General features: G+C 63.6%; 26 protein-coding genes and 1 tRNA gene. 17 read left to right on the top strand and 10 right to left on the bottom strand.

Annotation, left to right across the window (positions count from 1 at the left end; translation table 11 throughout):
• Nucleotides 1-58: 58 nt before the first annotated feature.
• The gene (locus tag MVC20_RS12455) at nt 59-1066 is read left to right on the top strand and encodes an ABC transporter permease (protein WP_297541827.1); all 1008 of its coding nucleotides are present in this window, start codon (nt 59-61) and stop codon (nt 1064-1066) included.
• Nucleotides 1059-1991 carry an ABC transporter permease gene (locus tag MVC20_RS12460; protein ID WP_297541829.1) on the top strand — a complete coding sequence of 311 codons (933 nt, stop codon included), beginning with the start codon at nt 1059-1061 and terminating at the stop codon, nt 1989-1991. Before MVC20_RS12455 ends, MVC20_RS12460 begins: the two co-directional genes overlap by 8 nt.
• 107 nt (nt 1992-2098) lie before the next feature.
• Here the strand turns inward: MVC20_RS12460 and mltG are convergent, their stop codons facing one another.
• Together mltG and fabF are read right to left on the bottom strand one after the other, a co-directional pair.
• Nucleotides 2099-3256 carry an endolytic transglycosylase MltG gene (gene mltG / locus MVC20_RS12465; protein WP_297541831.1) on the bottom strand — a complete coding sequence of 386 codons (1158 nt, stop codon included), beginning with the start codon at nt 3254-3256 and terminating at the stop codon, nt 2099-2101.
• Complete coding sequence (gene fabF / locus MVC20_RS12470; RefSeq protein WP_297541833.1) at nt 3256-4515, bottom strand: beta-ketoacyl-ACP synthase II; 1260 nt, start codon at nt 4513-4515, stop codon at nt 3256-3258. Before fabF ends, mltG begins: the two co-directional genes overlap by 1 nt.
• 204 nt (nt 4516-4719) lie before the next feature.
• Here fabF and MVC20_RS12475 point away from each other — a divergent pair, with 204 nt between their 5' ends.
• From MVC20_RS12475 to folP, 4 genes are all read left to right on the top strand, one after another.
• Entirely contained in the window at nt 4720-5697 is a 978-nt protein-coding gene (locus tag MVC20_RS12475; RefSeq protein WP_297541835.1) for an Ldh family oxidoreductase, read from the top strand.
• Between the two features lie 77 nt (nt 5698-5774).
• Complete coding sequence (locus MVC20_RS12480; RefSeq protein ID WP_297541837.1) at nt 5775-6179, top strand: cytochrome c; 405 nt, start codon at nt 5775-5777, stop codon at nt 6177-6179.
• A gap of 53 nt (nt 6180-6232) precedes the next feature.
• Nucleotides 6233-6631: a DUF4864 domain-containing protein gene (locus MVC20_RS12485; protein ID WP_297541839.1), complete on the top strand. Its 399-nt coding sequence runs from the start codon at nt 6233-6235 to the stop codon at nt 6629-6631.
• 75 nt (nt 6632-6706) lie between these two features.
• A complete protein-coding gene (gene folP / locus MVC20_RS12490) occupies nt 6707-7717 on the top strand; it encodes a dihydropteroate synthase (protein WP_297541841.1) in 1011 nt (336 codons plus the stop codon).
• A gap of 133 nt (nt 7718-7850) precedes the next feature.
• Here the strand turns inward: folP and MVC20_RS12495 are convergent, their stop codons facing one another.
• The gene (locus tag MVC20_RS12495) at nt 7851-8768 is read right to left on the bottom strand and encodes a DMT family transporter (RefSeq protein ID WP_297541843.1); all 918 of its coding nucleotides are present in this window, start codon (nt 8766-8768) and stop codon (nt 7851-7853) included.
• A gap of 66 nt (nt 8769-8834) precedes the next feature.
• Nucleotides 8835-9857: a ketol-acid reductoisomerase gene (ilvC, locus tag MVC20_RS12500; protein WP_037269717.1), complete on the bottom strand. Its 1023-nt coding sequence runs from the start codon at nt 9855-9857 to the stop codon at nt 8835-8837.
• 127 nt (nt 9858-9984) lie between these two features.
• Here ilvC and MVC20_RS12505 point away from each other — a divergent pair, with 127 nt between their 5' ends.
• The 3 genes from MVC20_RS12505 to MVC20_RS12515 all read left to right on the top strand — a co-directional run bounded on the left by MVC20_RS12505 (nt 9985) and on the right by MVC20_RS12515 (nt 12087).
• Complete coding sequence (locus MVC20_RS12505; protein WP_037268261.1) at nt 9985-10440, top strand: Lrp/AsnC family transcriptional regulator; 456 nt, start codon at nt 9985-9987, stop codon at nt 10438-10440.
• Nucleotides 10437-10895, top strand: coding sequence for an Lrp/AsnC family transcriptional regulator (locus MVC20_RS12510; protein WP_037268264.1), 459 nt, complete (start codon nt 10437-10439; stop codon nt 10893-10895). Before MVC20_RS12505 ends, MVC20_RS12510 begins: the two co-directional genes overlap by 4 nt.
• Before the next feature lie 64 nt (nt 10896-10959).
• Nucleotides 10960-12087 carry an aminotransferase class V-fold PLP-dependent enzyme gene (locus MVC20_RS12515; protein ID WP_297541846.1) on the top strand — a complete coding sequence of 376 codons (1128 nt, stop codon included), beginning with the start codon at nt 10960-10962 and terminating at the stop codon, nt 12085-12087.
• A gap of 3 nt (nt 12088-12090) precedes the next feature.
• On the opposite strand, the gene MVC20_RS12520 is transcribed toward MVC20_RS12515, so the two are convergent.
• The 3 genes from MVC20_RS12520 to MVC20_RS12530 all read right to left on the bottom strand — a co-directional run bounded on the left by MVC20_RS12520 (nt 12091) and on the right by MVC20_RS12530 (nt 14274).
• Nucleotides 12091-13293 (bottom strand): UbiH/UbiF family hydroxylase, encoded by a 1203-nt coding sequence (locus tag MVC20_RS12520; RefSeq protein ID WP_297541848.1) that lies wholly within the window; start codon nt 13291-13293, stop codon nt 12091-12093.
• Nucleotides 13294-13325: 32 nt separating this feature from the next.
• Nucleotides 13326-13544, bottom strand: coding sequence for a hypothetical protein (locus tag MVC20_RS12525; protein WP_297541850.1), 219 nt, complete (start codon nt 13542-13544; stop codon nt 13326-13328).
• Between the two features lie 85 nt (nt 13545-13629).
• A complete protein-coding gene (locus tag MVC20_RS12530) occupies nt 13630-14274 on the bottom strand; it encodes a pyrimidine 5'-nucleotidase (RefSeq protein ID WP_297541852.1) in 645 nt (214 codons plus the stop codon).
• 102 nt (nt 14275-14376) lie between these two features.
• Here MVC20_RS12530 and MVC20_RS12535 point away from each other — a divergent pair, with 102 nt between their 5' ends.
• Nucleotides 14377-15027, top strand: coding sequence for a GntR family transcriptional regulator (locus MVC20_RS12535; RefSeq protein ID WP_297541854.1), 651 nt, complete (start codon nt 14377-14379; stop codon nt 15025-15027).
• Here the strand turns inward: MVC20_RS12535 and MVC20_RS12540 are convergent.
• Both MVC20_RS12540 and carA read right to left on the bottom strand, forming a co-directional pair.
• Entirely contained in the window at nt 14968-16896 is a 1929-nt protein-coding gene (locus MVC20_RS12540) for a glycosyltransferase (RefSeq protein WP_297541856.1), read from the bottom strand. The two genes, MVC20_RS12535 and MVC20_RS12540, sit on opposite strands and share 60 nt — an antisense overlap.
• 94 nt (nt 16897-16990) lie before the next feature.
• The gene (gene carA / locus MVC20_RS12545; RefSeq protein ID WP_297541858.1) at nt 16991-18139 is read right to left on the bottom strand and encodes a glutamine-hydrolyzing carbamoyl-phosphate synthase small subunit; all 1149 of its coding nucleotides are present in this window, start codon (nt 18137-18139) and stop codon (nt 16991-16993) included.
• 162 nt (nt 18140-18301) lie between these two features.
• On the opposite strand from carA, the gene MVC20_RS12550 reads away from it, so the two are divergent.
• The 3 genes from MVC20_RS12550 (at nt 18302) to MVC20_RS12560 (ending at nt 22172) form a co-directional block, all read left to right on the top strand.
• Nucleotides 18302-18760 (top strand): GatB/YqeY domain-containing protein, encoded by a 459-nt coding sequence (locus tag MVC20_RS12550; RefSeq protein WP_037268281.1) that lies wholly within the window; start codon nt 18302-18304, stop codon nt 18758-18760.
• Between the two features lie 518 nt (nt 18761-19278).
• Nucleotides 19279-19749, top strand: a complete 471-nt coding sequence (locus MVC20_RS12555) for an Rrf2 family transcriptional regulator (RefSeq protein WP_297541861.1) — start codon at nt 19279-19281, stop codon at nt 19747-19749.
• 83 nt (nt 19750-19832) lie between these two features.
• Nucleotides 19833-22172 (top strand): Tex family protein, encoded by a 2340-nt coding sequence (locus MVC20_RS12560; protein WP_297541863.1) that lies wholly within the window; start codon nt 19833-19835, stop codon nt 22170-22172.
• A 17-nt stretch (nt 22173-22189) separates the two neighbouring features.
• On the opposite strand, the gene MVC20_RS12565 is transcribed toward MVC20_RS12560, so the two are convergent.
• Nucleotides 22190-22277, bottom strand: a tRNA-Ser gene (locus MVC20_RS12565).
• Between the two features lie 268 nt (nt 22278-22545).
• Between MVC20_RS12565 and MVC20_RS12570 the strand changes: the two genes are divergently transcribed.
• From MVC20_RS12570 to MVC20_RS12585, 4 genes are read left to right on the top strand one after another with little or no spacing between them, the layout of a single operon-like run.
• Nucleotides 22546-23487, top strand: a complete 942-nt coding sequence (locus MVC20_RS12570) for an SPOR domain-containing protein (protein WP_297541865.1) — start codon at nt 22546-22548, stop codon at nt 23485-23487.
• 15 nt (nt 23488-23502) lie between these two features.
• Nucleotides 23503-24666 carry a D-alanyl-D-alanine carboxypeptidase family protein gene (locus MVC20_RS12575; protein WP_297541867.1) on the top strand — a complete coding sequence of 388 codons (1164 nt, stop codon included), beginning with the start codon at nt 23503-23505 and terminating at the stop codon, nt 24664-24666.
• Complete coding sequence (gene tmk / locus MVC20_RS12580; RefSeq protein ID WP_297541869.1) at nt 24663-25289, top strand: dTMP kinase; 627 nt, start codon at nt 24663-24665, stop codon at nt 25287-25289. The genes MVC20_RS12575 and tmk overlap by 4 nt, the downstream gene beginning before the upstream one ends.
• Nucleotides 25286-26410 (top strand): DNA polymerase III subunit delta', encoded by a 1125-nt coding sequence (locus tag MVC20_RS12585; RefSeq protein WP_297541871.1) that lies wholly within the window; start codon nt 25286-25288, stop codon nt 26408-26410. The genes tmk and MVC20_RS12585 overlap by 4 nt, the downstream gene beginning before the upstream one ends.
• Nucleotides 26411-26423 lie beyond the last annotated feature (13 nt).

The following is a 26423-nucleotide window of genomic DNA, read 5'->3' on the forward strand; positions in this document are numbered from 1 at the left end:
CCGGGGCGGCACCTTGCCTGTCAGACCCCCGCAAGACCGACCGCATGAGGCACCGCGCATGCTGACCTATACGATCCGAAGGTTCGTCCTCGCGATCCCGACATTGCTGTTCATCAGCCTTGTGATCTTTCTCCTGCTCGAACTTGCCCCCGGCGATCCCATGGCGCAGGTCCCCCTGACCGTGCCGCCCGAGGTCAAGGAAAAGATGCGCCTGGCCCTCGGCCTCGGCGATCCGACGCATATCCGCTTTGGCAAATGGATGTGGCAATTCTTTGTGGTCGAGCCGATGACCTTCATCGACTGGCTTTTCGGTACGGCCTGGGCCGAAGGGCAACAGCGCGTGCTCAGCTGGCAATTCCGCTCGCCGGTCATGGATGTGATCGTGCAGCGCATGCCGCAAACCCTCTGGGTGGTGGCCATGTCCTATGTGGTGGGCATCCTCATTGCCCTGCCCATCGGCATCTATTCCGCCTATCGGCAATATTCCGTGTTCGACCAGACCGGCACATTCGTCACCATGGTCGGTTATTCGGTCCCGCCCTTCTTTTCCGGCGTGCTGGTGATCGTGATCTTTTCGGTGCAACTGGGCTGGTTGCCCTCGATCTATGACACCACGCTGGTGGTGGTGGACTGGGCCACCTTCAAACAGCAATTGATGCAGATGGTCATGCCGGTGATGGTGCTCGCCCTGCAGACCACGGCGCAGATCAGCCGCTTCATGCGCGCCTCGATGCTGGACAACCTCAATCAGGATTACGTGCGCACCGCCCGCGCCAAGGGGCTGTCGGAATGGTCGGTGGTCATGGTGCATGTGCTGCGCAATTCGATGATCCCGGTGATCACGGTCATTGCGCTTGGCGTGCCCTCGATCTTTGGCGGCGCGATCATCACCGAACAGATTTTCAAGGTGAACGGGCTGGGCCAGCTTCTGATCACCGCGATCGAGGCCAACGACCTGCCGATGGTGCAGACCGTGACCTTCATGATTGCCGTGCTGATCGTCTTTTTCAACATCGTCGCCGACGTGCTCTATGGCGTGTTCGACCCGAGGATTCGCTATGACTGAAACCCCGAAACCCATCGCGGCCCTCGCCGACACCGGCCCGACAGCCCCGCCGCGCAGCCAGTGGCGCGATGTCTGGGATCAGTTCCGCAGCCATCGCGGCGCCCTCATTGGCAGTGTCGTTCTGATCCTCATTATCGCGGCGGTGTTCCTTGGTCCGCTGGTCTGGCCCTATGACGCCACCTTCATCGACATTCGCGCGCGCAATCAGGGGCCAAGCTGGGCGCATCCCTTTGGCACCGACCAGCTTGGCCGCGACACGCTGGCACGGATGATGGCGGGCGGGCAGACCTCGATTGCGGTGGGTCTGACGGCGATGCTGCTGGCGCTGGTGCTGGGCTCGCTGGTGGGGGTTCTGGCGGGGTTCTTTCGCCGCCTTGACGGGCCGCTCATGCGGCTCACGGACCTATTCCTGTCGCTGCCGCTTCTGCCGCTCCTGCTCGTGATGGTGCTGCTCTTTCGCGAGAGCCTGAACGGTGTCTTTGGCCCCGAGACCGGGATTTTCATCCTGATCGTGGTGGCCATTGGCGTCACAAGCTGGATGCCCACGGCGCGGATCGTGCGCGGCGATGTGCTGGCGCTGAAAGAGCGCGAATTCATCCTCGCCGCGCGGTCCATCGGCACCACCAATTTCGGCCTCATCACCCGGCATATCCTGCCCAATGTGATGTCACCGATCATGGTCTCGGCCACGCTTGGCATTGCCAATGCCATCATCACCGAAAGCGCGCTGTCGTTCCTCGGCCTGGGCTTTCCGCCCGATTTCCCGACATGGGGGCGGCTCTTGAATGACGCGGTGCAGTATCTGCAGGATTACCCCGAACGCGTGTTCTGGCCCGGCCTTGGCATCTCGCTCACGGTGCTGTCGATCAACTACATGGGCGACGGCCTGCGCGACGCGCTGGACCCGAGAATACGGGGGCGGTGAGGGGGCCTGGATACGCCGCGCGGTCGCTAGGCCGCGGGACGGCCCAGCGATCCGCGCGGCGGCGCTATGCGCCTTGTTCCGCGCGGGGGCTTGGGGCGAATGGCCCCTCAGTTATTCCCGCGCTCCGCCTCGATCTGACGCCAGCGGGCGACGTTGCGGTTGTGCTCGTCCAATGTCTCGGCAAAGGCATGGCCGCCGGTGCCATCGGCCACGAAGAACACATAATCCGTGCTGTCGGGGTTCACCGCCGCCTCGATGCTGGCGCGGCCCGGATTGGCGATGGGCGTGGGCGGCAGCCCTTCGATCACATAGGTGTTCCACGGCGTTGCGCCGCGCAATTCGCTCTGCCGCAGACCCCGGCCCAACACGCCTTTTCCTTCGGTCACGCCATAAATCACCGTCGGGTCGGTCTGAAGCCGCATGCCACGGTTGAGCCGGTTGACAAAGACGCTCGCCACCTGTCGCCGCTCATCCGCCACGCCAGTTTCCTTCTCGATGATCGAGGCAAGGATCAGCGCCTCTTCCGCCGATTTCAGCGGCAGGCCCTCGGCCCGCCCTTGCCACGCCGCGGCCAGAATGACCGCCTGCGCCTCGGTCATGCGGGTGAGCACGCTTTCGCGCGTATCGCCGGCGCGCACCTCGTAGCTGTCGGGCGCAAGCGTGCCCTCGGCCGGCACCTCGGCCACCTCGCCGGTCAACACATCGACCGCCTTCAGCCCCTCGACCACCTGCCAGCTTGTCACGCCTTCAGCCAGCGCCACGCGATAGCGCGTATCGGCCTGTTCCCGCACTTCCGTGAACTCGGCCGGTGGCGCGCCCTCGGCATTGGGATCGAACTTGGCCCGCTCCTCATAGCGCCCAGAGGCGGCATCCAGCTCGCGCACCACCACCTCGGTCTCGGTCACACCCAGCCGATAGACAACCTCGGTGCCACAGGTGCTGGCTCCGCCGCGCGTGATGATGTCGGTGATCTCCGCCATGCTGGCACCTTCGGGAATGAGCCAGCTACCCGCCTTGAGCAGCGCGTCCTTCTCGGTATATTCCGCGCCGATGCGAAAAATCGCGCCGCTCGTCACCGCCCCGTCACTTTCCAACCGGCTGGAGATGCGCCGCATCGTGCTGCCGGGATCAACCCGCAGACAGATCGCATCCGACAAGGGGCCGCGCGCCGAGTATTGCTGCTGCCCCCACAGGATCACACCGCCCAGCAGAAACACCACCACCACCAGCAGCGTCAGAAAGTTCGAGACGATGTGTCGCCACATCAGCGCGGCTTCCCGACAATCAGCGCCGCATTGGTGCCGCCAAAGCCAAAGCTGTTGCTGAGCGCCACGTCGATCTTGCGTTCGCGCTTGGCGTTGGGGGCCAGATCAAGCGGGGTTTCCACCGCCGGATTGTCCAGATTGATCGTCGGCGGGGCCACCTGATCGCGGATCGCCAGAATACAGAAGATCGCCTCGACCGCACCGGCCGCGCCCAGAAGATGCCCGACCGAGGATTTTGTCGAACTCATCGTCACATTCGCCGCCGCATTGCCCAAGAGCCGCTCGACCGCTTTCAACTCGATCGTGTCGGCCATGGTCGAGGTGCCATGCGCGTTGACGTAATCAATATCCGACGGGCTGAGCCCGGCGCGGTTCAGCGCCGCCTGCATCGCGCGAAAGCCGCCATCGCCCGTCTCGGACGGCGCGGTGATGTGATAGGCATCCCCCGAGAGACCGTAGCCGAGGATCTCGGCATAGATCTTGGCACCGCGCGCCTTGGCATGCTCGTATTCCTCAAGCACGACCACGCCCGCACCTTCGCCCATGACGAACCCGTCGCGGTCCATGTCATAGGGGCGGCTGGCGGCTTGCGGATCGTCGGCGCGCTTGGTCGACAGCGCCTTGCAGGCGTTGAACCCGGCAATCCCCATCTCGCAGATCGAGGCTTCGGCCCCGCCTGCCACCATCACATCCGCGTCGCCCAATTGAATAAGGCGCGCGGCATCGCCAATCGCATGCGCGCCGGTGGCGCAGGCGGTGACGACCGAATGGTTCGGTCCCTTGAACCCGTAGCGAATGCTGACCTGCCCCGAGATCAGGTTGATCAGCGCGCCGGGGATAAAGAACGGCGACACCCGCCGCACGCCCTTTTCACGGATGATCCCGGCGGTTTCCTCGATCGAGCGCAGCCCGCCGATACCCGATCCCAGCATCACGCCGGTGCGCTCGCGCGCGTCCTCGTCCTCGGGCATCCAGCCCGAATCCTCGACCGCCTGCTGCGCGGCGGCGATGCCGTAGAGGATGAAATCATCCACCTTGCGGCGCTCTTTCGGCTCCATGTACTTATCGGCGAGGAACGTCCCGTCGGTGCCATCGCCCAGCGGGATCTGGCAGGCGTATTTCGTCACCACATTGACCGGGTCAAAGCGGATGATGGTGCCCGCCCCCGATTGCCCCGCCAAGAGCCTGCTCCAGCTCAGTTCGACCCCATCGGCCAGCGGGGTCACGAGACCCAGACCTGTGACAACGACACGCCGCATGATGCTGCCCTTCCCTTATTGCGCTTTTGCTGCTCTTACCCCGCCTTGGCCCCAAGGAGCAAGAGCATCGCGCCATCCCCTGCAAAGCCCCGCCACCAGACCGCGATTTCGGCCAAACTGAACTCTGCTTCAGAAGGATTGGATTGACCGCGCGCCGCCCGCGCACCCATAGCTGTCGGCGCAGATACCGCGAGAGGGGGCACCATGGCCGACATAGACCTGAACGACATCGAGACCCGCACCACGGCGGCCCTCATTCGCCATGGGGCCGCCCCTTGGATCGCGGCAGAGGTCGCCCGCGCCGTGCGTGCCGCCGAAAGCATCGGCAACCGCATCTGCGGCCTCTACTATCTCGAGAGCTATTGCCAGCAATTGCGCTCGGGCCGCGTCAACGGCACCGTCGAACCAGAGGTGACCCAGCCGCGCCCCGCTGCGATCATGGTCGATGCGCGCATGGGCTTTGCCCAACCCGCCTTTGCCCGTGGCATCGACCGCGCCGCCGCGGCCGCGCGCGACAATGGCGTGGCCAGCCTTGCCATCGGTCACGCTCATACCTGCACCTCGCTGGGCTATTTCACCGAACAGATCGCGCGGCGCGGGCTCATTGGCCTTGGCATGACCAATGCCTCGCCCATCGTGGCCGCACCGGGCGGCAAGACGCGGGTGATCGGCACCAATCCCATCGCATTCTCGGTGCCCGACGGGCAGGGCGGTCTTGCCATGCAGTTCGACCAATCCACCACCGTTGTAGCACTTGGCAAGATCACCATGGCCAAGGCGGCAGGCCAGCCGATCCCGCTCGGCTGGGCGCTTGACGCGGAAGGAAACCCCACCACCGACCCCGAGGCGGCGCTGGGCGGCTCTCTCGTCAGCATCGGCGGGGCTAAGGGCTGGGGCTTTGGCCTCATGGCCGAGCTTTTGGCCGCTGGCATGACCGGCGGCGTGGTCAGCCGCGATGTGAAACCGCTCAAGGCGCCGGATGGCCCCCCGCATGATCTGGGCCAGTATTACCTGCTGATGGATCCGGACCTGTCGGGCGCCTTCTTTGACCGGCTGGCGCAGGTGGCAGAGGCCGCGACCACGGACCCGGGCGCACGGATGCCGGGGCAGGGCAAGCGCAGCTGCGATTCCGTTACCGTGCCGGATGCCCTCTGGGCGCAGGTCTGTGACCTTGCCGGTTGATCCCGATCAAGGCATGGGGCACGCTCCGGACCTATAAAAGAGAACCACCGCTTTTGGACACCGCAAGGAGACCTCTCATGCGCGCGACACTCTCGATCGTAATCTTGGCAAGCCTCGCTCTGACAAACGCCACGCAAGCCCAGGACATCCGCGCCGGAACCCAGACCTACGAGCGCTATTGCGCCGCCTGCCACGGTGCTGACGGCACCGGCTTTGGCCCCATGCGGGCGGTGCTGACACTGCATCCCACTGACCTGACCGCGCTCAAATCCAGCAACAATGGCCGGTTCCCGGTGGAACGGGTGGTGCGCCGGATCGACGGGCGCGACCCTCTCGTGTCGCACGGCAGCCCGATGCCGATCTATGGCAGCTTCTTCGAGGATCGCGACGTGGGCCTGCGCACCGAACGCGGTCAGACCATGCTGACCAGCCAGCCGGTTGTCGATCTGGTGGCCTATCTCGAAACGCTGCAAACGCCCTGATCGCTTGACCTCTGCGGCATGAGGGCTACCTGCGCAGCAGCGAAAGGTCTGCCATGCGCCCTCTGATCCTGTCTTTGCTCCTTATGCTCGGTCTTGCTGCACCCCTGCGCGCCGATCCGGACGCGCAGGCCGTGATCACAGCGCAGATCGAGGCGTTTCTGGCACAGGACGTCACCCGCGCCTATGGCTATGCCAGCCCCTTCATCCAGCAGAAATTCGGCTCGCCCGAACAATTCGGGACAATGGTGCGTGAGGGTTATCCGATGGTCTGGCGCCCTTCGGATGTGACCTTTCTTGAAATGCGCGAGATTGCCGGGCGGCTCTGGCAGGGGGTTCGCGTCCTCGATGCGGCGGGCGCGGCGTGGATCGTGGATTACGAGATGATCGAAACCCCCGAGGGCTGGCGCATCAATGGCGTGACGGTGCGCCCCGCGCCCGACGCAAGCGTCTGAACCGGCACGGTCTTGACCGCGGCGGCGCAGCCCCTTACCTCCCCGGCCTGATCCCATGCCGCATCGAGGCCGTTCATGCCCTATTATCGCCCCATCCCCCGCACCGATCCCGCCCGCCCTGCCGGTGCGTTGACCCTCGCGGGCGGTCTGTGCTGGTTCGATACGGTCGAGGTGCTGGACCGCGCCGCGCCCTCCTATCTCATGCCCGCGGTCGACCTGCCGACCGAAGCGATGCAGAACCTCACCACGCCCCGCGCGCCGGTGGCCTCGCTCGATATGGCCGCGCCGCAGATCATGGGCATCCTCAACGTGACCCCCGACAGCTTTTCCGACGGCGGACAGCATTTTGACCCCGAGGTGGCCCTCGCCCATGCCCGCAAGATGGCCGCCGACGGCGCCGCAATTCTGGACGTGGGCGGCGAATCCACCCGCCCCGGTGCGGCCCCCGTGCCCGTGGATGACGAAATCGCCCGCACCGCCCCGGTCATCGCGGCCCTGCGCGCCGGTATCGCCACGCCCATTTCCATCGACACCCGCAAGGCACCCGTGGCTCAGGCCGCCCATGCGGCGGGGGCCAATCTCATCAACGATGTGGCGGGCTTTACCTATGATCCCGCCCTCGGCCCCTATGCCGCCACCCATGCCCTGCCGGTTTGCGTGATGCACGCGCAGGGCACGCCCGAGACCATGCAGCAAGACCCGCGTTACGACCACGTCCTGCTTGATGTCTACGATTGGCTCGCCGCGCGGATCGAGGCGCTTGTCGCGCTTGGTATTCCCCGCGCGCGCATCGTGACCGATCCCGGCATCGGCTTTGGCAAGACAGTCGCGCATAACCTTACCCTTCTGCAAAACCTCTCGCTTTTTCACAGCCTCGGCTGTCCGATCCTCCTTGGTGCCTCGCGCAAGCGCTTCATCGGCGACATCAGCCGCACACCCGTTGCCGCCGACCGTATGCCCGGCTCGCTCGCCGTGGCCTTGGGCGGCGCGGCGCAGGGGGTGCAGATCCTGCGCGTGCATGATGTCGCGGAAACCCGTGCCGCGCTCGACCTCTGGCGCGCGACCCTTGCCGCGCCGCGATCCTAGACTTGTCGAAACCTCGTCTAGGATCGTGACTTGTCCACAGATTGAAGCCGGTTGCTTGCCAAATCCTGATCGGGGCGCGCGGTAGGGTAGGGACCTTACAGAATCCGGGGGCATTTCGTAAGTTCTGTAAACGTCACCTCGCGCCAAACACCCGGCGCAGGGCCCCCCATTGGCTCATGCCGACACCCACCAGAATCAGCGTCATCGCCGCCAGCAAACTCGGCGGCAATGCCTCGCCGAGCACGAGCGCCCCAAGGATCACCGACCAGACCGGCACCATGTAATTGACAAGGCTGAAAAAACTTGGGCCCGCCTCGCGGTTGACCTGCACCAGCAGGACTTGCGCCACCCCGGTCGGGAGGACGCCAAGATAAAGCAGCGCCAATAAGCTCTTTGTATTCAATGCACTAGGCCATCCCTCAACCACCAGCGCCAAAGGCAGGATCATCCCGGCGGCCAATGTCAGAACCAGCGCGGACAGGGCCAAACGGTCCACCTCCGGCGACAATCGCGTGGCAATCGAGCCAATCGCATAGCCCCCCGCCGCCCCGAGACAGGCCAATCTTGCCAAGGATTCCAGGTCCTTGCCGGTCGATGTGAAGGCACCCGGCCCGATCAGCACCACAACGCCCGTCGTGCCCAGAACAAACCCCACCAACCGCCTGAGATGCATCCGCTCTCCCGGCACCAGAAAATGCGCCAAAGGCAGGATCAGGAGCGGCACCGCTGCCATGCAGACCCCGGCAAATCCCGAGGCCACGGATTGCTGCGCCCATGACAAAAGGATGAAGGGAAAAACATTTGAAAACAACGCCATAACCAAGGCGAACTGCCAGATTTTTCGCCCGTCCACGCCGTTTCTTGGTGGCAATTTCCGCCCCTTCACCCGCAGCAGACACAGCAGAAACCCCGCCCCCAGGACGATCCTCACAGCGGCCAGAAAGAACGGCCCCACCCCGGTCAGGGCGACCGAGACGAACATGAAGGATGCCCCCCAGATCACGCCCAAAGCACCGATCCTCAGCCAGTTGAGTGTGGAAATCTCTTGCATGGTTTGGCCCTCAGACAAAAAAGGGCACCCCAAAGGGATGCCCTTTCCCATTATATTTCAATGGGTTCAGTTCTTCTCTTGATCCACCAGCTTGCCTGCGGAGATCCACGGCATCATCGCGCGCAGCTTCTGACCCACTTCTTCGATCTGATGCGCGTCGTTCATCCGGCGCGTGCCCTTGAAGAACGGCTGACCCACGGCATTCTCCTGCATGAAGTCGCGCACGAACTTGCCGGTCTGGATGTCGCGCAGAATGGCCTTCATCTCTTTCTTGGTCTGCTCATAGGGCAGGACCCGCGGACCGCTGACGTATTCGCCATATTCGGCCGTGTTCGAGATCGAATAATTCATGTTGGCGATGCCGCCTTCATAGATCAGATCGACGATCAGCTTCACCTCGTGCAAGCACTCAAAGTAAGCCATTTCAGGGGCATAGCCCGCTTCGACCAGCGTCTCAAAGCCCATGCGGATCAGTTCTACGAGGCCACCGCACAGCACCGCCTGTTCGCCGAAGAGGTCGGTTTCGCACTCTTCGCGGAAGTTGGTCTCGATGATCCCCGAGCGACCGCCGCCAATGGCCGAGCAGTAGGAAAGCCCGATTTCCAGGGCCTTGCCGGACGCGTCGTTGTTGACCGCCACGAGGCAGGGCACGCCGCCGCCCTTGACGTATTCACCGCGCACCGTGTGGCCGGGGCCCTTGGGGGCCATCATGATGACGTCCACGCCCTCTTTCGGCTCGATCAGGCCGAAATGAATGTTGAGACCATGGGCAAAGGCAATCGCCGCACCGGGGCGAATGTTGTCATGCACATATTTGCGATAGGTTTCGCCCTGCAGTTCGTCGGGCATGGTGAACATCATCAGGTCGCACCAGGCCGCCGCTTCGGCGATACCCATGACCTTGAGGCCTTCTGCCTCGGCCTTCTTGGCCGATTTCGAGCCCTCGCGCAGCGCCACCACAAGGTTTTTTGCCCCTGAATCCCGCAGGTTAAGGGCGTGGGCATGGCCCTGGCTGCCATAGCCCAGAATGGCGACTTTCTTGTCCTTGATCAGGTTGATGTCGCAGTCACGATCGTAATAGACGCGCATGGCGTTCTCCTCTTCGGTTGATGGGGGCATCATAGGCATGTGTGGGCGAGAGGGACCGGTGATTTCGGTTTATTTCAGGGGATTTTCAGAGTAATCATTCGCCATATCGGAAATATTGGTAAAAATCATGCTCGACGACACGGACCGTCGCATCCTGCGCCACTATCAACATGCCCCCACGCTCGGCGCCGCCGATTTGGCAGAGAGGGCGGGTGTGACCCCTGCCACCTGTGCCCGCCGTTTGGAGCGGATGCAGCAAGACGGCGTGATCCGCGCCAACCGTGCCGTGATCGACTGGCGCGCCCTTGGCTATGAGGTCGAGGTATCCTTGCGCATCACCTTGGACAAGACGCAGCCCCGAGCCTTTGACGAATTCATCGAAGCCGCAAGAAACGTGCCGGAAGTTATTGAAATTCAGACATTTCTGGGCCGTGTTGACCTGCGCCTCTCGGTCATTGCCCGCGACATGGCGCATTATCAACAGCTTTATCGTAGCGCCATCCTGACCCTGCCGCATATCGCCGACATCGAGGCGCTGATGCATGTGGCACGGATCAAATCCGACGAGGTGCTGCCACTATGATCGAACTGGATACCACCGACCGGCTGATCCTGCGCGAACTGGTGCGCGATGCCACCCAATCGGCAAGTGCGATAGGCCGCGCGCTTGGCCTGTCGCAGCCTGCCACATGGCGCCGTCTGCAACGCCTGCGCGAGACCGGCGTGATCAAGGGGCAACGTCTTGAATTGGATCATGAAAAACTGGGCTTCGGGGTCATGGTTTTTCTTGGTGTCAAGCTCGCCACCAAGGGCCGTGTCAGCCTAGAGGATTTCGAACGCGCGGTATCGGCCATCCCCGAGGTGCAGACGGTGGAACATATCCTTGGCCTCTACGATTATCGCCTGCGCGTCGTGGCCCGCGACATTTCCGATTTTGAACGGGTTTTGCGCCGCCGGATCATGACCTTGCCGGGGGTTGGCGATGTCGAGGCCAATGTGCTCTTGAGCGAAGAACGCCGTCCCGGTCCAATCGGCTGACGTGACGCACTGGACTTATGAGCCGTCCCGCGCCATCTTGCCCGCAAGATAGAGGAGACATCCCATGACTGCCCTGCTCGACCATGTAGATCCAGATGGCCTGCTGGAATATTCGGTGGTCTTCACCGATCGCTCGCTCAACCATATGTCTGCCTCTTTTCAAGAGGTTATGTGTGATATTTCATCCATGCTCAAGGATGTCTATGCCGCTGATGCGGTGGCCCTCGTCCCCGGCGGCGGCTCTTATGCGATGGAATCCGTGGCGCGGCAATTCGGGCGCGGCGCGCATGCGCTGGTCGTGCGCAATGGTTGGTTCTCCTTCCGCTGGACCCAGATTTTCGACGCGGGTCAGTTCACCTCTGATACGACCGTCTGCATGGCGCGACAGACCGGCAATGGTGCGACCACGCCCTTTGCCCCGGCGCCCATTGAAGAGGTTGTGGCGAAAATTCATGAATCCAAGCCCGATGTGATCTTTGCCCCGCATGTGGAAACCTCGGCCGGCCTGATCCTGCCGGATGATTATATCACCGCCTTGGCCGATGCCGCGCATGAGGTGGGCGCGCTGATGGTGCTTGATTGCATCGCCTCAGGCTGTGCCTGGGTTGATATGCGCGCCACGGGCGTTGACGTGCTGATTTCCGCGCCGCAAAAGGGCTGGTCCGCCTCTCCTTCTGCCGGTTTGGTGATGCTCTCTGAGCGCGCGGTGGCGCGGCTGGAAGAGACGACTTCGGACAGTTTCGCGCTCGATCTCAAGAAATGGCGTGCCATCATGCAGGCCTATGAGAGTGGCGGCCATGCCTATCATGCGACCATGCCCACCGACGCGCTGCGCGGGTTCCGCGACACGATGATCGAAACCCGCGATTACGGGTTCGAACGGCTGCGCGATGCGCAATGGGAATTGGGTAATGGTGTGCGGGCCATGCTGGCCGCGCGTGGTGTCACGTCCGTGGCTGCCGAAGGTTTTGGCGCGCCCGGTGTCGTGGTAAGCTATACCAGCGACCCTGACATCCAGAACGGCAAGAAATTCATGGCAGAGGGTATGCAGATTGCTGCCGGTGTGCCGCTGCAAGTGGGCGAACCCGAGGGCTTTCGCACCTTCCGCCTCGGGCTGTTTGGTCTGGACAAGCTCTATGATGTGCCCGCCGCGCTCAAGCGGCTGGAAACGGTGCTTGATAAGGTGCTCTGAGCCTTACCCCCGCGCGCCAAGGCCCATTTGCATCAGGGTCTTGCGCACCGGGGCCAGCGAATAGATCGCGCTTAGCGCCTGTGCCCGCGCATCCCTCAGGGGCTGCGCGCTCAGCATCGAGGCGCGGTTGAGAAGGTCAATCCCCGTCACGCGCGCCTGCACCTCCAGATGTCTGCGGCGATGGTAGGTGTCGAGCATCTGGCGGTCGCCCAAACGGTCGGGGTTCGCCTCGGCCAGTTCCAGCAATACCCGCATATCCCCAAGGCTCATGTTGAGCCCCTGTGCGCCAATCGGCGGCACCACATGCGCAGCCTCGGCCACCAGCGCCACGCGCTCGGAACTCATCCGCTCGGCCACCTGGCTGATGATCGGCCAGACGGTGCGGCGCGACGCAAGCGTCAGAGGACCGAAAAGGTGACAGGACCGCGTATTCATCGCGGCCTCGAATTCAGGTACCGGCAGGGCGGCCAAACGCGCAACTTCTGGCCCTTCTTCCATCCAGACGATGGCCGAAGACGGCCGCCCGTCGTGATCGGGCAACGGCACAAGCGTAAAGGGCCCGCCAGAGCGGTGAATCTCGGTCGAGACGTTGTCATGCGGGATCGGATGGGTGACGGCAAAGGCAAGGGCCTTTTGTCCATACCGCGTTGTTTTCACGTCAATTCCCGCGGCCGAACGGATTGGAGAGTTGCGCCCGTCGGCGGCAATCACCAAGCGGCAGCGCACGCGGGTGCCGTCACTAAGCCCCACGCGCGCCTCGGCCTCGCGGGTAAAGAGCGTGCTGGTGCCGGTGCCGGGCTTGAACGTGACCGAGGGCAGACTGTCCAGATGCGCCACCATCTCGCGCCGCAAGAGCCAGTTGGGCAGGTTCCAACCAAAGGGACGGTCGGAAATATCGCTGGCGTTGAACTCGCGCACGACCCGCGGTTCGGGTATCTCGCCGCCCGCATCGACAATCCGCATCACTTGCAAATCGGTGGCATGTGGGGCCAGACGCGCCCAAAGACCGGCCCGATCCAAGAGAGCCTGCGCAGGTTGAAGAAAAGCCGTGGTGCGCAGGTCCGACCCGTCCGCATCGCGCGCGGTCACGGGCGGGGCAGGGTCGACGCAGAGCACGGAAAATCCTGCGCTGCCGAAAACCGCTGCTGCCGTCAGACCGGCGACACCGCCGCCTGACACCACGATGTCATAGTCCGTCTGCGCCATTCTCAGAGCCTCCGAAAGGGGCGAGCGCCCGCTCAGCCCCGTGAAATCAGGATCAGCATCACCCAGATCACCGGCACAAGGGCCAGTGCGGGAATATAAAGCCCCGGAATCCCCCAGAGCACAATGCTTGCTGCCCACCCGGCCAGAAAAACCGCCACGCTGAGCAGGATCGGGCCAACGGCGGCCGCGTCGGGGTCATGGCTCTTGGTGGCGGCGTGTTTGGTGTTGGCGGGGGCTGTGGTCGCGGTCATGTCGGGCCTCTTGGTCAAAGATGAATCTCACCCTGCATAGATATGTCCCGGCCCCCGCCTTCAAAGGGACGGAACGCCGCAGCTGTCAGACCAGGCGCGCCAGAAAACCGCCCAGATCATTGGTGTGGTGGTGAATGTGGTCTGCCTCGACCCGCTCCGGAGCCACATGCACGGTGCGCATCCCCATGGCATGCGGAGCCGCCAGATTGCGTGGCTCATCCTCGAACATCGCCGCTGTGGCGGGCGCGCTTTGGTCCTGTGTCAGGATGGCCTGAAATGCCTCGGGTTCGGGTTTAGGCCGGTAGCCCGCATGTTCCACGCCGTACACCGCGTCGAACGCGCCTGCCAGGCCGCGCGCCGCGATCACCCGCTCGGCATAGGGGGCAGAGCCGTTGGTGTAGACGATCTTGCGCCCTGGCAGGGCGCGGATGACAGTATTCAGCGCGGCATCAGGCTCCAGTTGGTCGAGCGAGATGTCATGCACCGCTGCAAGATAGGGACCGGGATCGAGATCATGCACCCGCATCAGCCCCGCCAGCGTGTTGCCATGCTCGCGCCAGTAGTGATGGCGCAGACGGTCCGCCTCGGCATGGGTCACGCGCAGCGTGTCCATCACGAACCGCGTCATCCGCGCCTCGATCTGATCGAAGAGGCGGGCAGAGGGCGGATAGAGCGTATTGTCGAGGTCAAAGACCCAGGTGCGTATATGGGTGAAATCGGGCTTGGGCATGGCGCAGATATAGGCGGGCGCGACATCGCGTGCAATCGCCCAAGGCTTGATCCCGCGGCCAAAGCGCGTAAGGTTCCCCACCAATATCCAAAAGAAACGGACATGCCGATGAAACCGCCCCCCACAGATGCCTATTCGCTCATTCTCGAAGCGATCGACGTTGGCATCTTCAAGCCCGGAGACCGTCTGGTCGAGAGCGATCTGGCCGAACGCTTTGGCGTGTCGCGCACGCCCATCCGCGAGGCGCTGCAGCGGCTTGAGACGCAATCCATGCTCACGCGGGACGGGCGCAGCCTGATCGTATCGTCATTGGATTACAACCAGTTGGCAGAACTCTACGTGGTGCGTGCCGAGTTGGAGGGTCTGGCGGCAGAGCTGGCCGCGCGCCACGCCACGCCGGAAGAGGTGCGCGTCTTGCGGGATATGGTCGAGGAGGATCGTGCGCTCTTGGGCAAGCCGGTGGAACTTGCGCGCGCAAACCGGCGGTTTCACAAGCAGATACATCTGGCCTCGCACAACCGCTTTTTGGTGCAGCAGCTGGACCTTGTGCATCGCTCGATGGCCCTTTTGGCGACCACCTCTCTTGCGGCGGTCGGTCGGGATGAGGATGCGCTGCGCGAACACGATGCAATCGTCGCGGCGATTGAGGCGCATGATAGTGCGGCGGCCGCGAAGGCCCTGCGCGACCATATCTCAAAGGCCTTTGTGACCCGGCTCAAGCTTGATTCCGGAGAGGTCAAATCCACCGTCTGAGATGCGCCGCCCTCTGGCCGTGACCGAGAGGCCATGCGCGGTCTTGTCCCAGAAGAACGGCTTGAGGATCAGCTCGTAGAGCGCCTTGTAGGCCGCAATCGCCCCGAGCGGTGTGTAAAAATGCATGGTCGGGGCCCAAGCCATCAGATGCCGGTGTCGGGGCCCCGACACCGAGGACATGTGAATGCAGACATTCAATACCTCGACCAGCAGAAAGAGACTGCCCAAGCCGACCATTGCCACATGCGGCAGAACCGGATCGAGCGGGTGCGGCAAGCGAACGAGCACCAGCCAGAATGACCAAAGAAACGGGGCCAGCAGGAATTGCGAGAGCGCCGAAACGAAATGTGCCTGAAATCCCCAGAACTTGCGCGGCCCGAGTTGCTGATAGAGCAATCGCGGGCGGCGCATATGCACCAGATACGTGGTCATATAGCCCTTGAGCCAGCGGGAGCGCTGTTTGATCCAGGGCCATGCGTGGCAATTGGCCTCTTCCTCGGTCACGGTGTGGATCATTTCGGTGCGATAGCCGTGTCGAGCGAGGCGAAAACCCAGATCGGCATCCTCGGTCACGTTATGTGCGTCCCATCCACCCAATTCCTCTAGCGCGTCGCGGCGGAAATAGAGCGTGGTGCCGCCCAAGGGAATGGCCAGCCTCAACCGCGCCATTCCCGGCATCAGGGTGCGAAACCAGGTGGCGTATTCGATGGTGAAACACCGGGCGAGCCAGTTCTGGGTGGGATTGTAATAGTCGAGAATGCCCTGCAAGCAGGCCACGTCACGCGGGACCTGCTGAAACCGGCGCGCGACGACGGTGATCTGATCCGCCTCGGGTGCATCCTCTGCATCGAAAATACCGATGATGTCGCCCTGACAGAAATCGAGCGCGTAATTCATCGCGCGCGGTTTGGTGCGGGGGGTGCCATCGGGCACGATCACGGGCCGCACCCATGGGGGCAGGTCGATCTCTGCCAGTGTCTGACGGGTCAGCGCATCCTCTTCCTCCAGCACAAGGATCACATCGAGCAGGCATTTGGGGTAGGTAAGGCGGCTCAGTCGGGCGATCAGCGCATGGGCGATTTCCGTCTCGCGATAGAGCGGCACGAGGATGGATACTTTGGGCAGAGGTTGGGGGTGGGTTGAGGGGGGCGGCATCGGCTTGACCCCGCTTTGCGCCACGAAGGCCGCGATTTTCAGCCCGGCGGAAACGACGAGTGTAAAACAGGCCCAAAGGGCAAAAAAGCCGAACACAACCACTGGAAAGGCAAGGCTGAGCGCCGTGAGAACCGCAAGGGCGACGAGCGTCAGCGCGAGGCGGTGGTTCATGGCCCCGCCCCATGTGCGGCAACTCTCGATTTCGGGCACGCGAGCCTCGGCCAAACTGCGCAAGAGATCCCTGTGTTGTGCTGCTATGCGATCCTGTATCGCGTGGCGCGGGGCCATCACCGCGCGCGCGTGCGTCAGCGTGACGGGCAGGGCGGGGCGCAGGGCGGCAAGGCTCTCAGGCCCGCCCGTGGCCAGAACCGGCGCACCGGAGGCAGAGGTGAGCGGCAACACACCATGTTTGAGCAGGAGGCGCGGATCAACGCCTGCGTCTAGCGTGTCTGCGCGTGCCAGATCCTCGGCGCTGAGCCGTTTGCTGGACAGACGGCGGGCGTGGGCTTCGAGCAGGTCGTCTTCGGTGGCCAGCCCCTCGGCCTGAAGAATGCGGTCAAGCGAGGTGTCGCAATGGCGACGCACCATTTCCGCAAGTGTCGCATCCCGTCGGCTGATCGCGCCGGCGCGAACCAGTTCGCGCCCCAGCGGGTTGATCGGCGCGCGCGCGCCCGGGCCACGTGCCCCCATGTGACGCAGTTCGGAAATCCCCATGTCGCGACCCTTCCCCTTGCGGCTGAGGAAAGGCTAGCGCGCGCTTGGTTAACGATGTTTTAACGACAGGTTAACAGCTGTGGGATTTTCGCAGTTATTTCGCCATTGACGCGGCAAATCTCTCGAAGAGATAGAAGCTGTCTTGCGGGCCGGGGCTGGCTTCGGGGTGGTGCTGCACCGAAAAGACCGGGCGATCCTTGATCCGGATACCACAATTTGACCCATCAAACAGCGAGACATGGGTTTCGACCACACCGGCGGGCAGGGTCTGGCTATCGACTGCGAACCCGTGGTTCATCGAGGTGATCTCGACCTTGCCGGTTTCCAGGTCCTTGACCGGGTGATTGGCACCGTGATGACCGTGGTTCATCTTGATGGTCTGCGCCCCAAGAGCGAGGGCCAGCATCTGGTGCCCAAGGCAGATGCCAAAGAGGGGTAGCCCTGCCTCCAACACGCCCTGGATCATCGGCACCGCATATTTGCCCGTTGCCGCCGGATCACCAGGGCCGTTGGACAGGAACACGCCATCGGGAGAATGGGCCAACACATCCTCAGCCGTGGCAGAGGCGGGCAGCACGGTCACCTCGCATCCGGCACTTGCGAGACAGCGCAAAATGTTGCGCTTGGCCCCATAATCGACCGCGACCACCTTGTGCCGCGCATCGGTCTGGCGAACGTATCCGTCGGGCCAGGCCCACCGCATTTCGTCCCACCGATAGGACTGTGCGCAGGTCACATCCTTGGCAAGGTCCATGCCTTCCAGCCCGGCAAAGCCGCGCGCACGGGCGACCAGAGCCTCGACATCGAAGTTGCCGTCGGGATCATGGGCAAGCGCCACATGCGGCGCACCTTGTTGACGGATGGCACGGGTCAGACGACGGGTATCGATGCCGCCGATCGCGATGCGGCCCCGCCGCGCCAGCCAGTTGGTCAGATGTTCCTGCGCGCGCCAGTTGCTCGGCTCGGTCGGATCCCATTTCACGACCATGCCAGCGGCAACAGGCTCGGCTGTCTCGTCATCCTCGGCATTTACGCCGGTATTCCCGATATGCGGGAAGGTAAAGGTCACGATTTGCCCGGCATAGCTGGGGTCGGTCATGATCTCTTGATAGCCGGTCATCGCGGTGTTGAAACAGAGTTCCGCGGTGGTCACACCCACTGCGCCGAACCCGTAGCCATAGAACAGCGAGCCATCGGCGAGGGCAAGACAGGCAGTCGGGCGGGGAATGGACGCTTGGGCCATGGGGGCGAGTCTCCGGCTCGGGCAAATTTGCGCATTCCTACGGGGGGGGAGGGGGCGGGTCAAGGGTCTGATCGCGGCAGCGGGCGGCTTGCTCGGCGGTTGCCATCGCGGGCGCTTGGCGTTAGGCTCCCTCTCTTGTGATGATCATGGGGATGACACGGAATGGAACTGCGGGCACGGGTCGATCAGGCCCTGAAACAGGCGATGCGCGACAAGGCGGCGGGCCGGTTGGCGACCTTGCGGCTTATCAACGCGGCCATCAAGGATCAGGAAATTGCTGGCCGTAGCGCGGACGGGGCAACCCCGGTCGGGGACGCGGAAATCATGGCTATTCTTGCCAAGATGACCAAGCAGCGCAACGAAAGCGTGCGCGCCTACGAAGAGGGTGGGCGGCTCGATCTGGCTGAGCGCGAGCGCGCGGAAATCGCGGTGATCGAGGAATTCCTGCCGCGTCAATTGGCAGACGATGAAATTGCCGCCGCCATCGACAAGGCGATTGCCGATGTGGGCGCAAGCACGATCCGCGACATGGGCAAAATCATGGGCAAGCTCAAGGAGCGTCACGCAGGCCAGATGGATTTTGGCGCGGTTGGGCCACAGGTCAAGGCCCGGCTGGGCTAGGCTGTATCGGGTGGGGCACTGTGCCCCGCCTTGAAACAAGAGAGCGGACCGGGCCGGTTTCATCTCCTAAGCTGACGTCTGGCATATGGCGATGCTGAGTGCATCCGAGCCTGCAAGATGCACCTGCGCCTTCGGGCTGGTTTACGTGTGCAGCTTCATCTCACAGCCATGGCTGTCGGGCCAGCAAACCCAGTTTCCGGACGATGTGATCGGTCGGTTCCTCGCGCGCGTGAAACTGGCAGAGCCAGCCGGATCAGGCGCTGCCCCCATGAAGGATCAGCGCAGTGGGCACCCCGAACCATAGGAGGAACGTCAGCGGGTCGAGCAAGAACGACTGCCGCCCGATCCGCCGTCAAATCGCCTGGCGCGGAGGACTGCGCGAGCAGGCAAATCCAAGATTCTAATAGCTCTCTTTGATATGGGTCAGAGAAAATAACTCTTTTGTGATGTACCGTGACAAGCTGACCACTTGTTATTTCCAACGCTTTCGAAATGATGTCATCTACTCGGAGGTTGGTATGCGTCTAACAAAGTTTACAGATTATTCGCTTCGTGTTCTGCTCTATGCCGCGACCCTGAAACCCGGTGAACTGACCACTATCGAGGAAACGGCAAAGCTCTATGACATCTCACGCGCGCATCTCAAGAAAGTGGTGTTGCAACTGATCCATGAAGGGTTCCTGGAGGGGGTTCGCGGGCGCAGCGGCGGTTTTCGGCTTGCACGGCCGCCGCGTGAGATCAACCTCGGGCAGGTGGTGCGCGGCATGGAACCAGAGTTCGCTTTGGCAGAGTGCTTTTCGTCCGACAACGCCTGTCGCATCACCAAAGGCTGTCGGTTGCCCATCGTGCTAAACCTCGCTCTGACCAATTTTCTGAACACGTTTGACGACTTTACGCTGGCTGATCTGGCCATTTCGCCGCGCTATTTCGAGTTGCCGCAGAATGATCAGTATCCACGACGCGGGCCGCATTTGGTCGATTCCGCCTGAGGCCGTGCCAGTCGCGCCGCCTCTTGGCCTTGGGGTCATCTGCGTTTATCACGGGCCTCTCAGATCATCCGAGGGGGCCCAGAGTGACAGACACAGCCGAGCATATCGCCCGCATTATCGCCGCTGAAATCGACGCGCGCCCAAATCAGGTGGCCGCCGCGGTGGGGCTGCTCGATGGCGGGGCGACCGTGCCCTTTATCGCGCGCTATCGCAAAGAGGTAACGGGCGGTCTCGACGATACGCAACTGCGCAATCTGGCCGAGCGGTTGACCTATTTGCGCGAACTGGAAGCGCGGCGTCAGGTGATCCTGACCTCGATCAAGGATCAAGGCAAGCTGACAGAGACGCTCGCGCGAGCCATCGCCGGTGCCGAAACCAAGGCGGTACTCGAAGATATTTACCTTCCCTTCAAGCCGAAGCGCCGCACCAAGGCGATGATTGCGCGCGAAAACGGGCTGGAACCGCTGTTGCGTGCGATTCTGGCCGAGCGCACCGCCGTGCCCGAGGATCTGGCCGCAGGCTATTTGACCGAGGCTGTGTCGACCGTGAAAGAGGCGCTCGACGGCGCGCGCGACATTCTGGCCGAAGAATTGACCGAGAATGCGACGCTTCTTGGCCGTTTGAGGGATTTCATGCGCGCCGAAGGCGTCATCAGTGCGCGCGTGGTGCCAGGCAAGGAAGAGGCAGGGGCCAAGTTCTCGGACTATTTTGACCACCGCGAGCCTTGGTCAAAGATCGCCTCGCACCGCGCCTTGGCCATTCTGCGCGCGGCAAAGGAAGAGATCGTGACGCTGGACATAGCCCCCGATCCCGATACTGGCACGCCGCGTGCCGTGGCCATGATCGAGGCAGCGATCGGGATTCCCGGCAAGGATCCGGGGGATATCTGGCTGCGCGGCGTGGCCGCCTGGACCTGGCGGGTCAAACTGAGCCTGTCGATGTATGTCGATCTGATGGGAGAGTTGCGCAACCGCGCCCATGACGAGGCGATCACCGTCTTTGCGCGTAATCTCAAGGATTTGCTGCTGGCCGCCCCGGCGGGGCCGCGCCCGACCCTGGGCCTCGACCCCGGCATTCGTACCGGCGTCAAGGCGGCGGTGGTGGATGCCACTGGCAAGCTGATCGAGACTGCGACGCTCTATCCCTTCCAGCCCAGAAACGATCTGCGCGGGGCACAGGTCGCGGTGCTCGAAATGGTGCGCAAACATGGTGTGGAATTGATCGCCATCGGCAATGGCACCGCCAGCCGCGAGACCGAACGCATGGTGGCGGAGGCGCTGAAACTCTTGCCGCAAGGCGCCAAGCGGCCGATGAGCGTGATCGTGTCCGAGGCTGGGGCCTCGGTCTATTCCGCCTCTGAACTGGCGGCCAAGGAATTTCCCGACCTCGATGTCAGCCTGCGCGGCGCGGTGTCGATTGCGCGGCGGTTGCAGGATCCCTTGGCGGAATTGGTCAAGATCACGCCGCAGTCCATCGGCGTGGGCCAGTATCAGCATGACGTCGATCAGCGGCGTCTGGTGCAGGCCCTCGATGCCGTGGTCGAGGATGCGGTGAACGCGGTCGGTGTCGATCTCAATATGGCGTCGGCCCCGCTGTTGGCGCGGGTGGCGGGGCTGGGCGCGTCCCTGGCGCAGGCGATCGTGGCGCACCGCGATGCGCAGGGTGCGTTTCCGTCGCGCAAGGCACTGCTCAAGGTTTCGGGGTTGGGCCCCAAGGCCTTCGAGCAATGCGCCGGGTTCCTTCGTATCCGCGACAGCGCCGAGCCGTTGGACGCCACCTCGGTACATCCCGAGGCCTATGGCGTGGCGCGCCGCATCGTGCAGGCCTGTGGGCGCGATATTCGCGCCATCATGGGCACACCCGAGGCGCTGAACGGTCTGCGGGCCGAGGATTTCGTGGACGATACGTTCGGTCTGCCCACGGTGCGGGACATTCTGACCGAGTTGGAAAAGCCCGGCCGCGATCCACGCCCCAGCTTTGTCACCGCGCGGTTTGCCGATGGGGTAGACGATATAAAGGACCTCAAACCCGGCATGTTGATGGAGGGCACGGTGACGAATGTCGCGGCCTTTGGTGCCTTTGTCGATATCGGCGTACATCAGGATGGGTTGGTGCATGTCAGCCAACTGGCCGACAGGTTCGTCAAGGATCCGCATGAGGTGGTCAAGGCGGGTGATGTGGTCAAGGTGCGCGTGACCGAGGTCGATGTCGCGCGCAAACGCATTGGCCTGAGCATGCGCAAGGAGGGCGGTGCGCCAGAGGCAAGGGGCGGCAAGGCACCCGACAAGGGCCAAGCATCGAAATCCGGCAAGCTGACGAACGCGCGCCATAATCCCCCGGTGCGCGCCGCCAAACCAGAGCCGCAGTCCGGTCAAGGGGCCTTGGGCGACGCCCTGCGCGCAGCGCTGCGCGGTAAAACCTAGCCTGTCTCTGGGGGGTATGGCGGAAGCTCAGGGATTCGAACCCTGGGTACCTCTCGGTACGCTGGTTTTCAAGACCAGTGCAATCGACCACTCTGCCAAGCTTCCGTGCCCGGGGCGTCGTTCGGGATGTTCCGATGCCGAAGCCGTCTGTCTGTGGTTCGACCGTGCCTACAGAGGTCCGGGCGATTCTGAAAGGGGGGGATTACGGGGAAAATCGCGCATCGCCTGCCTGCGCACTTTTCACGCGGGGGGCAAGGCGCTAGAGTGCGGGCGCGCGAGAGGACCGGGACGATAACAGGCAAGACCGGGCCACCGGCAGGGAACGCCGACCGCTTGCGCACACAGGCATGGGGCAAAGGGCAAGGGGCAAGAGATGACATTTGCGGAACAGGGCAAGGGCGGACAGGTGCGAATGTCGCGGTTCGTCCTCGTCGGTGCGGCGATGCTGCTGCTGGCGGGATGCGAAGAGGGCGCGCCTTCATGGCTCAAACCTGATCGCGCCGGGCAATCCTCGACAGAGGGGGCCGCACCTGCGCGCGCGTCGGTCAAGCTGGTGGAGCGCGATGTCGAGGCCCCGGATGTGTTTCAGGTAACGGACATGGGGCTTTGGGATGGCCGACCATCGCTTGGCGGGGTCTGGGTGGCGCATCCCGATGTCAAGGAACCCGAACGTGTCATCATTCGCAGCACATCGGACTCGAAATTCGTGATTGGCGCGCTTTTCCGGCGCGCGCGTGATATTCCCGGCCCGGCGTTGCAGGTGTCGTCGGACGCCGCGGCGGCCCTTGGCATGTTGGCAGGGGCCCCGGTTCAGCTGAATGTGACGGCCCTGCGCCGCGAAGAAGCCAAGGAAAGCAGCCCCGAGCCCGAAACCGCTCCGGAAGAGGCCGCAACACTTGCCGCCCCATCAGAGATCGAAGCCACAGCGCTTGATCCCGTCGCCGGTGCCGCGGCGGCGATTGACGCGGCTGAAGCTGCGGCAAGTACGGCGCCTGCGCCTCAGGCGACCGCAGTGGCGGCACCGCCCCCGTCGCCTGCGCCTGCGCCTGCGCCCACCCCTGCTCCCGCGCGCGCCTCGGGTCTCGAGAAGCCCTTTATCCAGATTGGGATTTTCAGCGTTGAAGAGAATGCGCGCAACACGGCGACCGCGATGCGACAAGCCGGAATGGTGCCCACGGTGCTTGAGCAAAACAGTCAGGGCAAGGCCTTTTGGCGGGTGATCGTGGGCCCCGCGACCAATGCCTCGGAGCGGTCTGCGCTGCTCAAGAAGATACAAGGCATCGGTTTTGAAGATGCCTATGCCGTCACCAACTGAGATCAGGAGGGTCTGATGCGCCTCATTCGTCACATCGCCACCGCGACACTCTGCCTTGGGTTTGCACTGCCGGTGCACGCGTTCGAGACCAGCGCCAAGGCTGCTTATGTCATGGATGTCACCACCGGCACGGTGCTCCTCGACAAGAACGCCGACACGCCCATGCCGCCTGCGTCGATGTCGAAGCTGATGACGCTTTATGTGGCCTTCGAGGCGGTGCGCAGCGGGCGGTTGACGCTGGACGAACGTCTGCCCGTGTCCGAGCACGCCATGAGCTATGGCGGCTCGACCATGTTTCTGGATACCACCGACCGGGTGCGGGTCGAAGACCTCTTGCGCGGGATTATCGTTCTGTCCGGCAATGACGCCTGCGCCGTGATCGCCGAGGCCCTCAGCCCTGATGGTACCGAGGCCGGGTTTGCCCGCTTCATGACGCAACGTGCGCAGCAATTGGGCATGACCAACTCGATGTTTCGCAACGCCAGCGGCTGGCCCGCCGAAGGTCATGTCATGAGCATGCGCGATCTGGCGCTGCTGGCGCGGCACATCATCGAGGATTTCCCCGAATTCTATCCGATGTTTTCCGAGACCGAGTTTCGGTTTGACGGGCGCGCGCCCAGCAACATCAGCAATCGCAACCCGCTCCTGGGGCTGGGGATCGGGGCGGACGGGCTCAAGACCGGGCATACCGAACAGGCGGGCTTTGGCCTGACCGGCTCGGCCAAGCAGGGCGATCGGCGTGTGGTTTTCGTGATCTCGGGGCTGGCCACCGCAGCGGATCGCGCGCGCGAGTCTGAGTCGATCGTGAACTGGGCTTTCCGGCAATTCGCCCAGAAATCCGTGCTGACGGCCGGTCAGGAAGTGGCGCGTGCCGAGGTCTGGATGGGCGAGGCCCCCAGCGTGGGTCTGACCGTGGCCGAGGACGTGTCGACCCTGCTGCCGGTGCTCGATGGCGGCGAATTGAAGGGCGAGGTGGTTTACACCGGGCCAGTGCGCGCGCCGGTGGCCAAGGGCGATGTGGTGGCTGAGCTGGTCTTTGCGCCCGAGGGCCTGCCGTCTACGCGCGTGCCTTTGGTGGCTGCCGAAGATGTGGCGCAGGGCGGGTTCATGACACGCATACGCACGGTCTCGGGCGTGTTGCTCACGCGCTTGCAGCAGGGTCCCGAGGGGGCGCTTTGAGCGGGCAGGGGCTGTTTATCAGCTTTGAGGGGATCGACGGGTCGGGCAAATCCACGCAGGCGCGGCGGCTTGCCGAGGACCTGCGCGCCCTGGGGCACGATGTGGTTTTGACGCGCGAACCGGGGGGCAGTCCGGGGGCCGAGGAAATCCGGCGTCTTGTGCTCGAAGGTGACAAGGACCGCTGGTCCGCTGAAACGGAAATCCTGCTCTTCACCGCTGCGCGGCGCGACCATCTGGAGCGGGTGATCGCCCCCGCTCTGGCGCGTTGCGCGGTTGTGATTTGCGACCGCTTTGCCGATAGCACACGAATGTATCAGGGTCTTGGCCGGAGTGATCTGCGCGGTCTGGTGGACCAGTTGCACGAGTTGATGATCGGGCGTGAACCAGACCTGACGGTGTTGATTGATATTGATCCCGGCGTGGGTCTGGGCCGCGCGCTGTCGCGTGGCGGGGGCGAGGCGCGGTTTGAATCCTTTGGCGAAGGGATGCAGGCGCGAATGCGCGCCGGTTTTCTGGCCTTGGCACAGGAGTTTGCCCCGCGGTTTGCGGTGATCGACGGCGCGCGCGACCTGGACGCGGTGGCCGAGGACGTGGCCCGCGCGGTGCGGGCGCACCTGCCATGAGCGAGGATGGGCTGTTACCCGAACCGGACCGCGTTGAGGGGGCGCCGCACCCGCGCGAAACAGTGCAGCTTTTTGGTCAAGACGCGGCAGAGTCCGAGTTTCTCGATGCGTTCAACACCGGGCGGCTGCATCACGGCTGGCTGATCACCGGCCCGCGTGGGGTGGGCAAGGCGACGCTGGCCTGGCGCATCGCGCGGTTCTTGCTGGCCACCCCGCTGGTGCAGGAAGAGGGGCTTTTCGGTGCGCCACCGGCCCCCGTGACACTGGATGTCAGTGCGGATCATCCGGTGGCCCGGCGCATGCTGGCGCTGTCTGATCCGGGGCTATTCTTGTTGCGGCGAGGCCCCACCGACAAGGGCGACCGACTGGCTGCCGAGATTCGAGTTTCCGAAGTGCGCAAGCTCGGTAATTTCTTTGCCCTCTCCGCCGCGGACGGTGGGCGCCGGGTGGTGATTGTCGATGCGGCGGACGACCTCAACACCCAAGCCGCCAACGCCATCCTCAAGATGCTGGAAGAACCGCCGGCGCGCACGGTGATGTTGCTCGTGTCGCACCAGCCCTCTGGCCTCTTGCCCACGATCCGCTCACGTTGCCGTACGCTGCGGCTGGCCCCTCTGGGACCGCAAGAGATTGCGCAGGCGCTGGAGCAGGCGGGAATAGCGCCCGAAGGCGATCCGGTGGCACTGGCGGAATTGTCGGGCGGCTCGGTCGGGGCCGCGGTGCGGATGCTCAATTTGGGGGGCCTCAAACTCTATTCCGAACTTGTGAGCCTGCTGGAGAGCCTGCCGCGCCTTGACCGCCCCCGCGCCCTGCGACTGGCCGAGGCGGCAGCGACGCGGGGGGCCGAAGAGCGGCTTGATCTGCTGTTTTCATTGACAGACCTTTTGCTGGCGCGTCTGGCGCGGGCCGGGGCGACCGGCCACGCTCCACGCGCCGAGGCGGCCCCCGGCGAGGCGGCGCTCTTGGCGCGACTGGCGCCCGATGCCCGCAAGGGACGCGATTGGGCGGACTGTGCCGAGGCGATTGGCGCGCGCGCGCGGCATGGGCGGGCGGTCAACCTTGACCCTGCCAGCCTGGTCCTAGATACGGTGTTCAGGATTCAGCAAACCGCCGGGGCCTGAGCCCCCGCCCGAG

Source organism: Roseovarius sp. (genome assembly GCF_027019125.1).
In the GTDB taxonomy this organism is placed as follows: domain Bacteria; phylum Pseudomonadota; class Alphaproteobacteria; order Rhodobacterales; family Rhodobacteraceae; genus Roseovarius.

Excerpts from the sequence above, each read along its gene's own strand:
- MVC20_RS12455 (WP_297541827.1), top strand. The coding sequence starts at position 59 with ATGCTGACCTATACGATCCGAAGGTTCGTCCTCGCGATCCCGACATTG.
- MVC20_RS12460 (WP_297541829.1), top strand. The coding sequence starts at position 1,059 with ATGACTGAAACCCCGAAACCCATCGCGGCCCTCGCCGACACCGGCCCG.
- mltG (WP_297541831.1), bottom strand. The coding sequence starts at position 3,256 with ATGTGGCGACACATCGTCTCGAACTTTCTGACGCTGCTGGTGGTGGTG.
- fabF (WP_297541833.1), bottom strand. The coding sequence starts at position 4,515 with ATGCGGCGTGTCGTTGTCACAGGTCTGGGTCTCGTGACCCCGCTGGCC.
- MVC20_RS12475 (WP_297541835.1), top strand. The coding sequence starts at position 4,720 with ATGGCCGACATAGACCTGAACGACATCGAGACCCGCACCACGGCGGCC.
- MVC20_RS12480 (WP_297541837.1), top strand. The coding sequence starts at position 5,775 with ATGCGCGCGACACTCTCGATCGTAATCTTGGCAAGCCTCGCTCTGACA.
- MVC20_RS12485 (WP_297541839.1), top strand. The coding sequence starts at position 6,233 with ATGCGCCCTCTGATCCTGTCTTTGCTCCTTATGCTCGGTCTTGCTGCA.
- folP (WP_297541841.1), top strand. The coding sequence starts at position 6,707 with ATGCCCTATTATCGCCCCATCCCCCGCACCGATCCCGCCCGCCCTGCC.
- MVC20_RS12495 (WP_297541843.1), bottom strand. The coding sequence starts at position 8,768 with ATGCAAGAGATTTCCACACTCAACTGGCTGAGGATCGGTGCTTTGGGC.
- ilvC (WP_037269717.1), bottom strand. The coding sequence starts at position 9,857 with ATGCGCGTCTATTACGATCGTGACTGCGACATCAACCTGATCAAGGAC.
- MVC20_RS12505 (WP_037268261.1), top strand. The coding sequence starts at position 9,985 with ATGCTCGACGACACGGACCGTCGCATCCTGCGCCACTATCAACATGCC.
- MVC20_RS12510 (WP_037268264.1), top strand. The coding sequence starts at position 10,437 with ATGATCGAACTGGATACCACCGACCGGCTGATCCTGCGCGAACTGGTG.
- MVC20_RS12515 (WP_297541846.1), top strand. The coding sequence starts at position 10,960 with ATGACTGCCCTGCTCGACCATGTAGATCCAGATGGCCTGCTGGAATAT.
- MVC20_RS12520 (WP_297541848.1), bottom strand. The coding sequence starts at position 13,293 with ATGGCGCAGACGGACTATGACATCGTGGTGTCAGGCGGCGGTGTCGCC.
- MVC20_RS12525 (WP_297541850.1), bottom strand. The coding sequence starts at position 13,544 with ATGACCGCGACCACAGCCCCCGCCAACACCAAACACGCCGCCACCAAG.
- MVC20_RS12530 (WP_297541852.1), bottom strand. The coding sequence starts at position 14,274 with ATGCCCAAGCCCGATTTCACCCATATACGCACCTGGGTCTTTGACCTC.
- MVC20_RS12535 (WP_297541854.1), top strand. The coding sequence starts at position 14,377 with ATGCCGATGAAACCGCCCCCCACAGATGCCTATTCGCTCATTCTCGAA.
- MVC20_RS12540 (WP_297541856.1), bottom strand. The coding sequence starts at position 16,896 with ATGGGGATTTCCGAACTGCGTCACATGGGGGCACGTGGCCCGGGCGCG.
- carA (WP_297541858.1), bottom strand. The coding sequence starts at position 18,139 with ATGGCCCAAGCGTCCATTCCCCGCCCGACTGCCTGTCTTGCCCTCGCC.
- MVC20_RS12550 (WP_037268281.1), top strand. The coding sequence starts at position 18,302 with ATGGAACTGCGGGCACGGGTCGATCAGGCCCTGAAACAGGCGATGCGC.
- MVC20_RS12555 (WP_297541861.1), top strand. The coding sequence starts at position 19,279 with ATGCGTCTAACAAAGTTTACAGATTATTCGCTTCGTGTTCTGCTCTAT.
- MVC20_RS12570 (WP_297541865.1), top strand. The coding sequence starts at position 22,546 with ATGACATTTGCGGAACAGGGCAAGGGCGGACAGGTGCGAATGTCGCGG.
- MVC20_RS12575 (WP_297541867.1), top strand. The coding sequence starts at position 23,503 with ATGCGCCTCATTCGTCACATCGCCACCGCGACACTCTGCCTTGGGTTT.
- MVC20_RS12585 (WP_297541871.1), top strand. The coding sequence starts at position 25,286 with ATGAGCGAGGATGGGCTGTTACCCGAACCGGACCGCGTTGAGGGGGCG.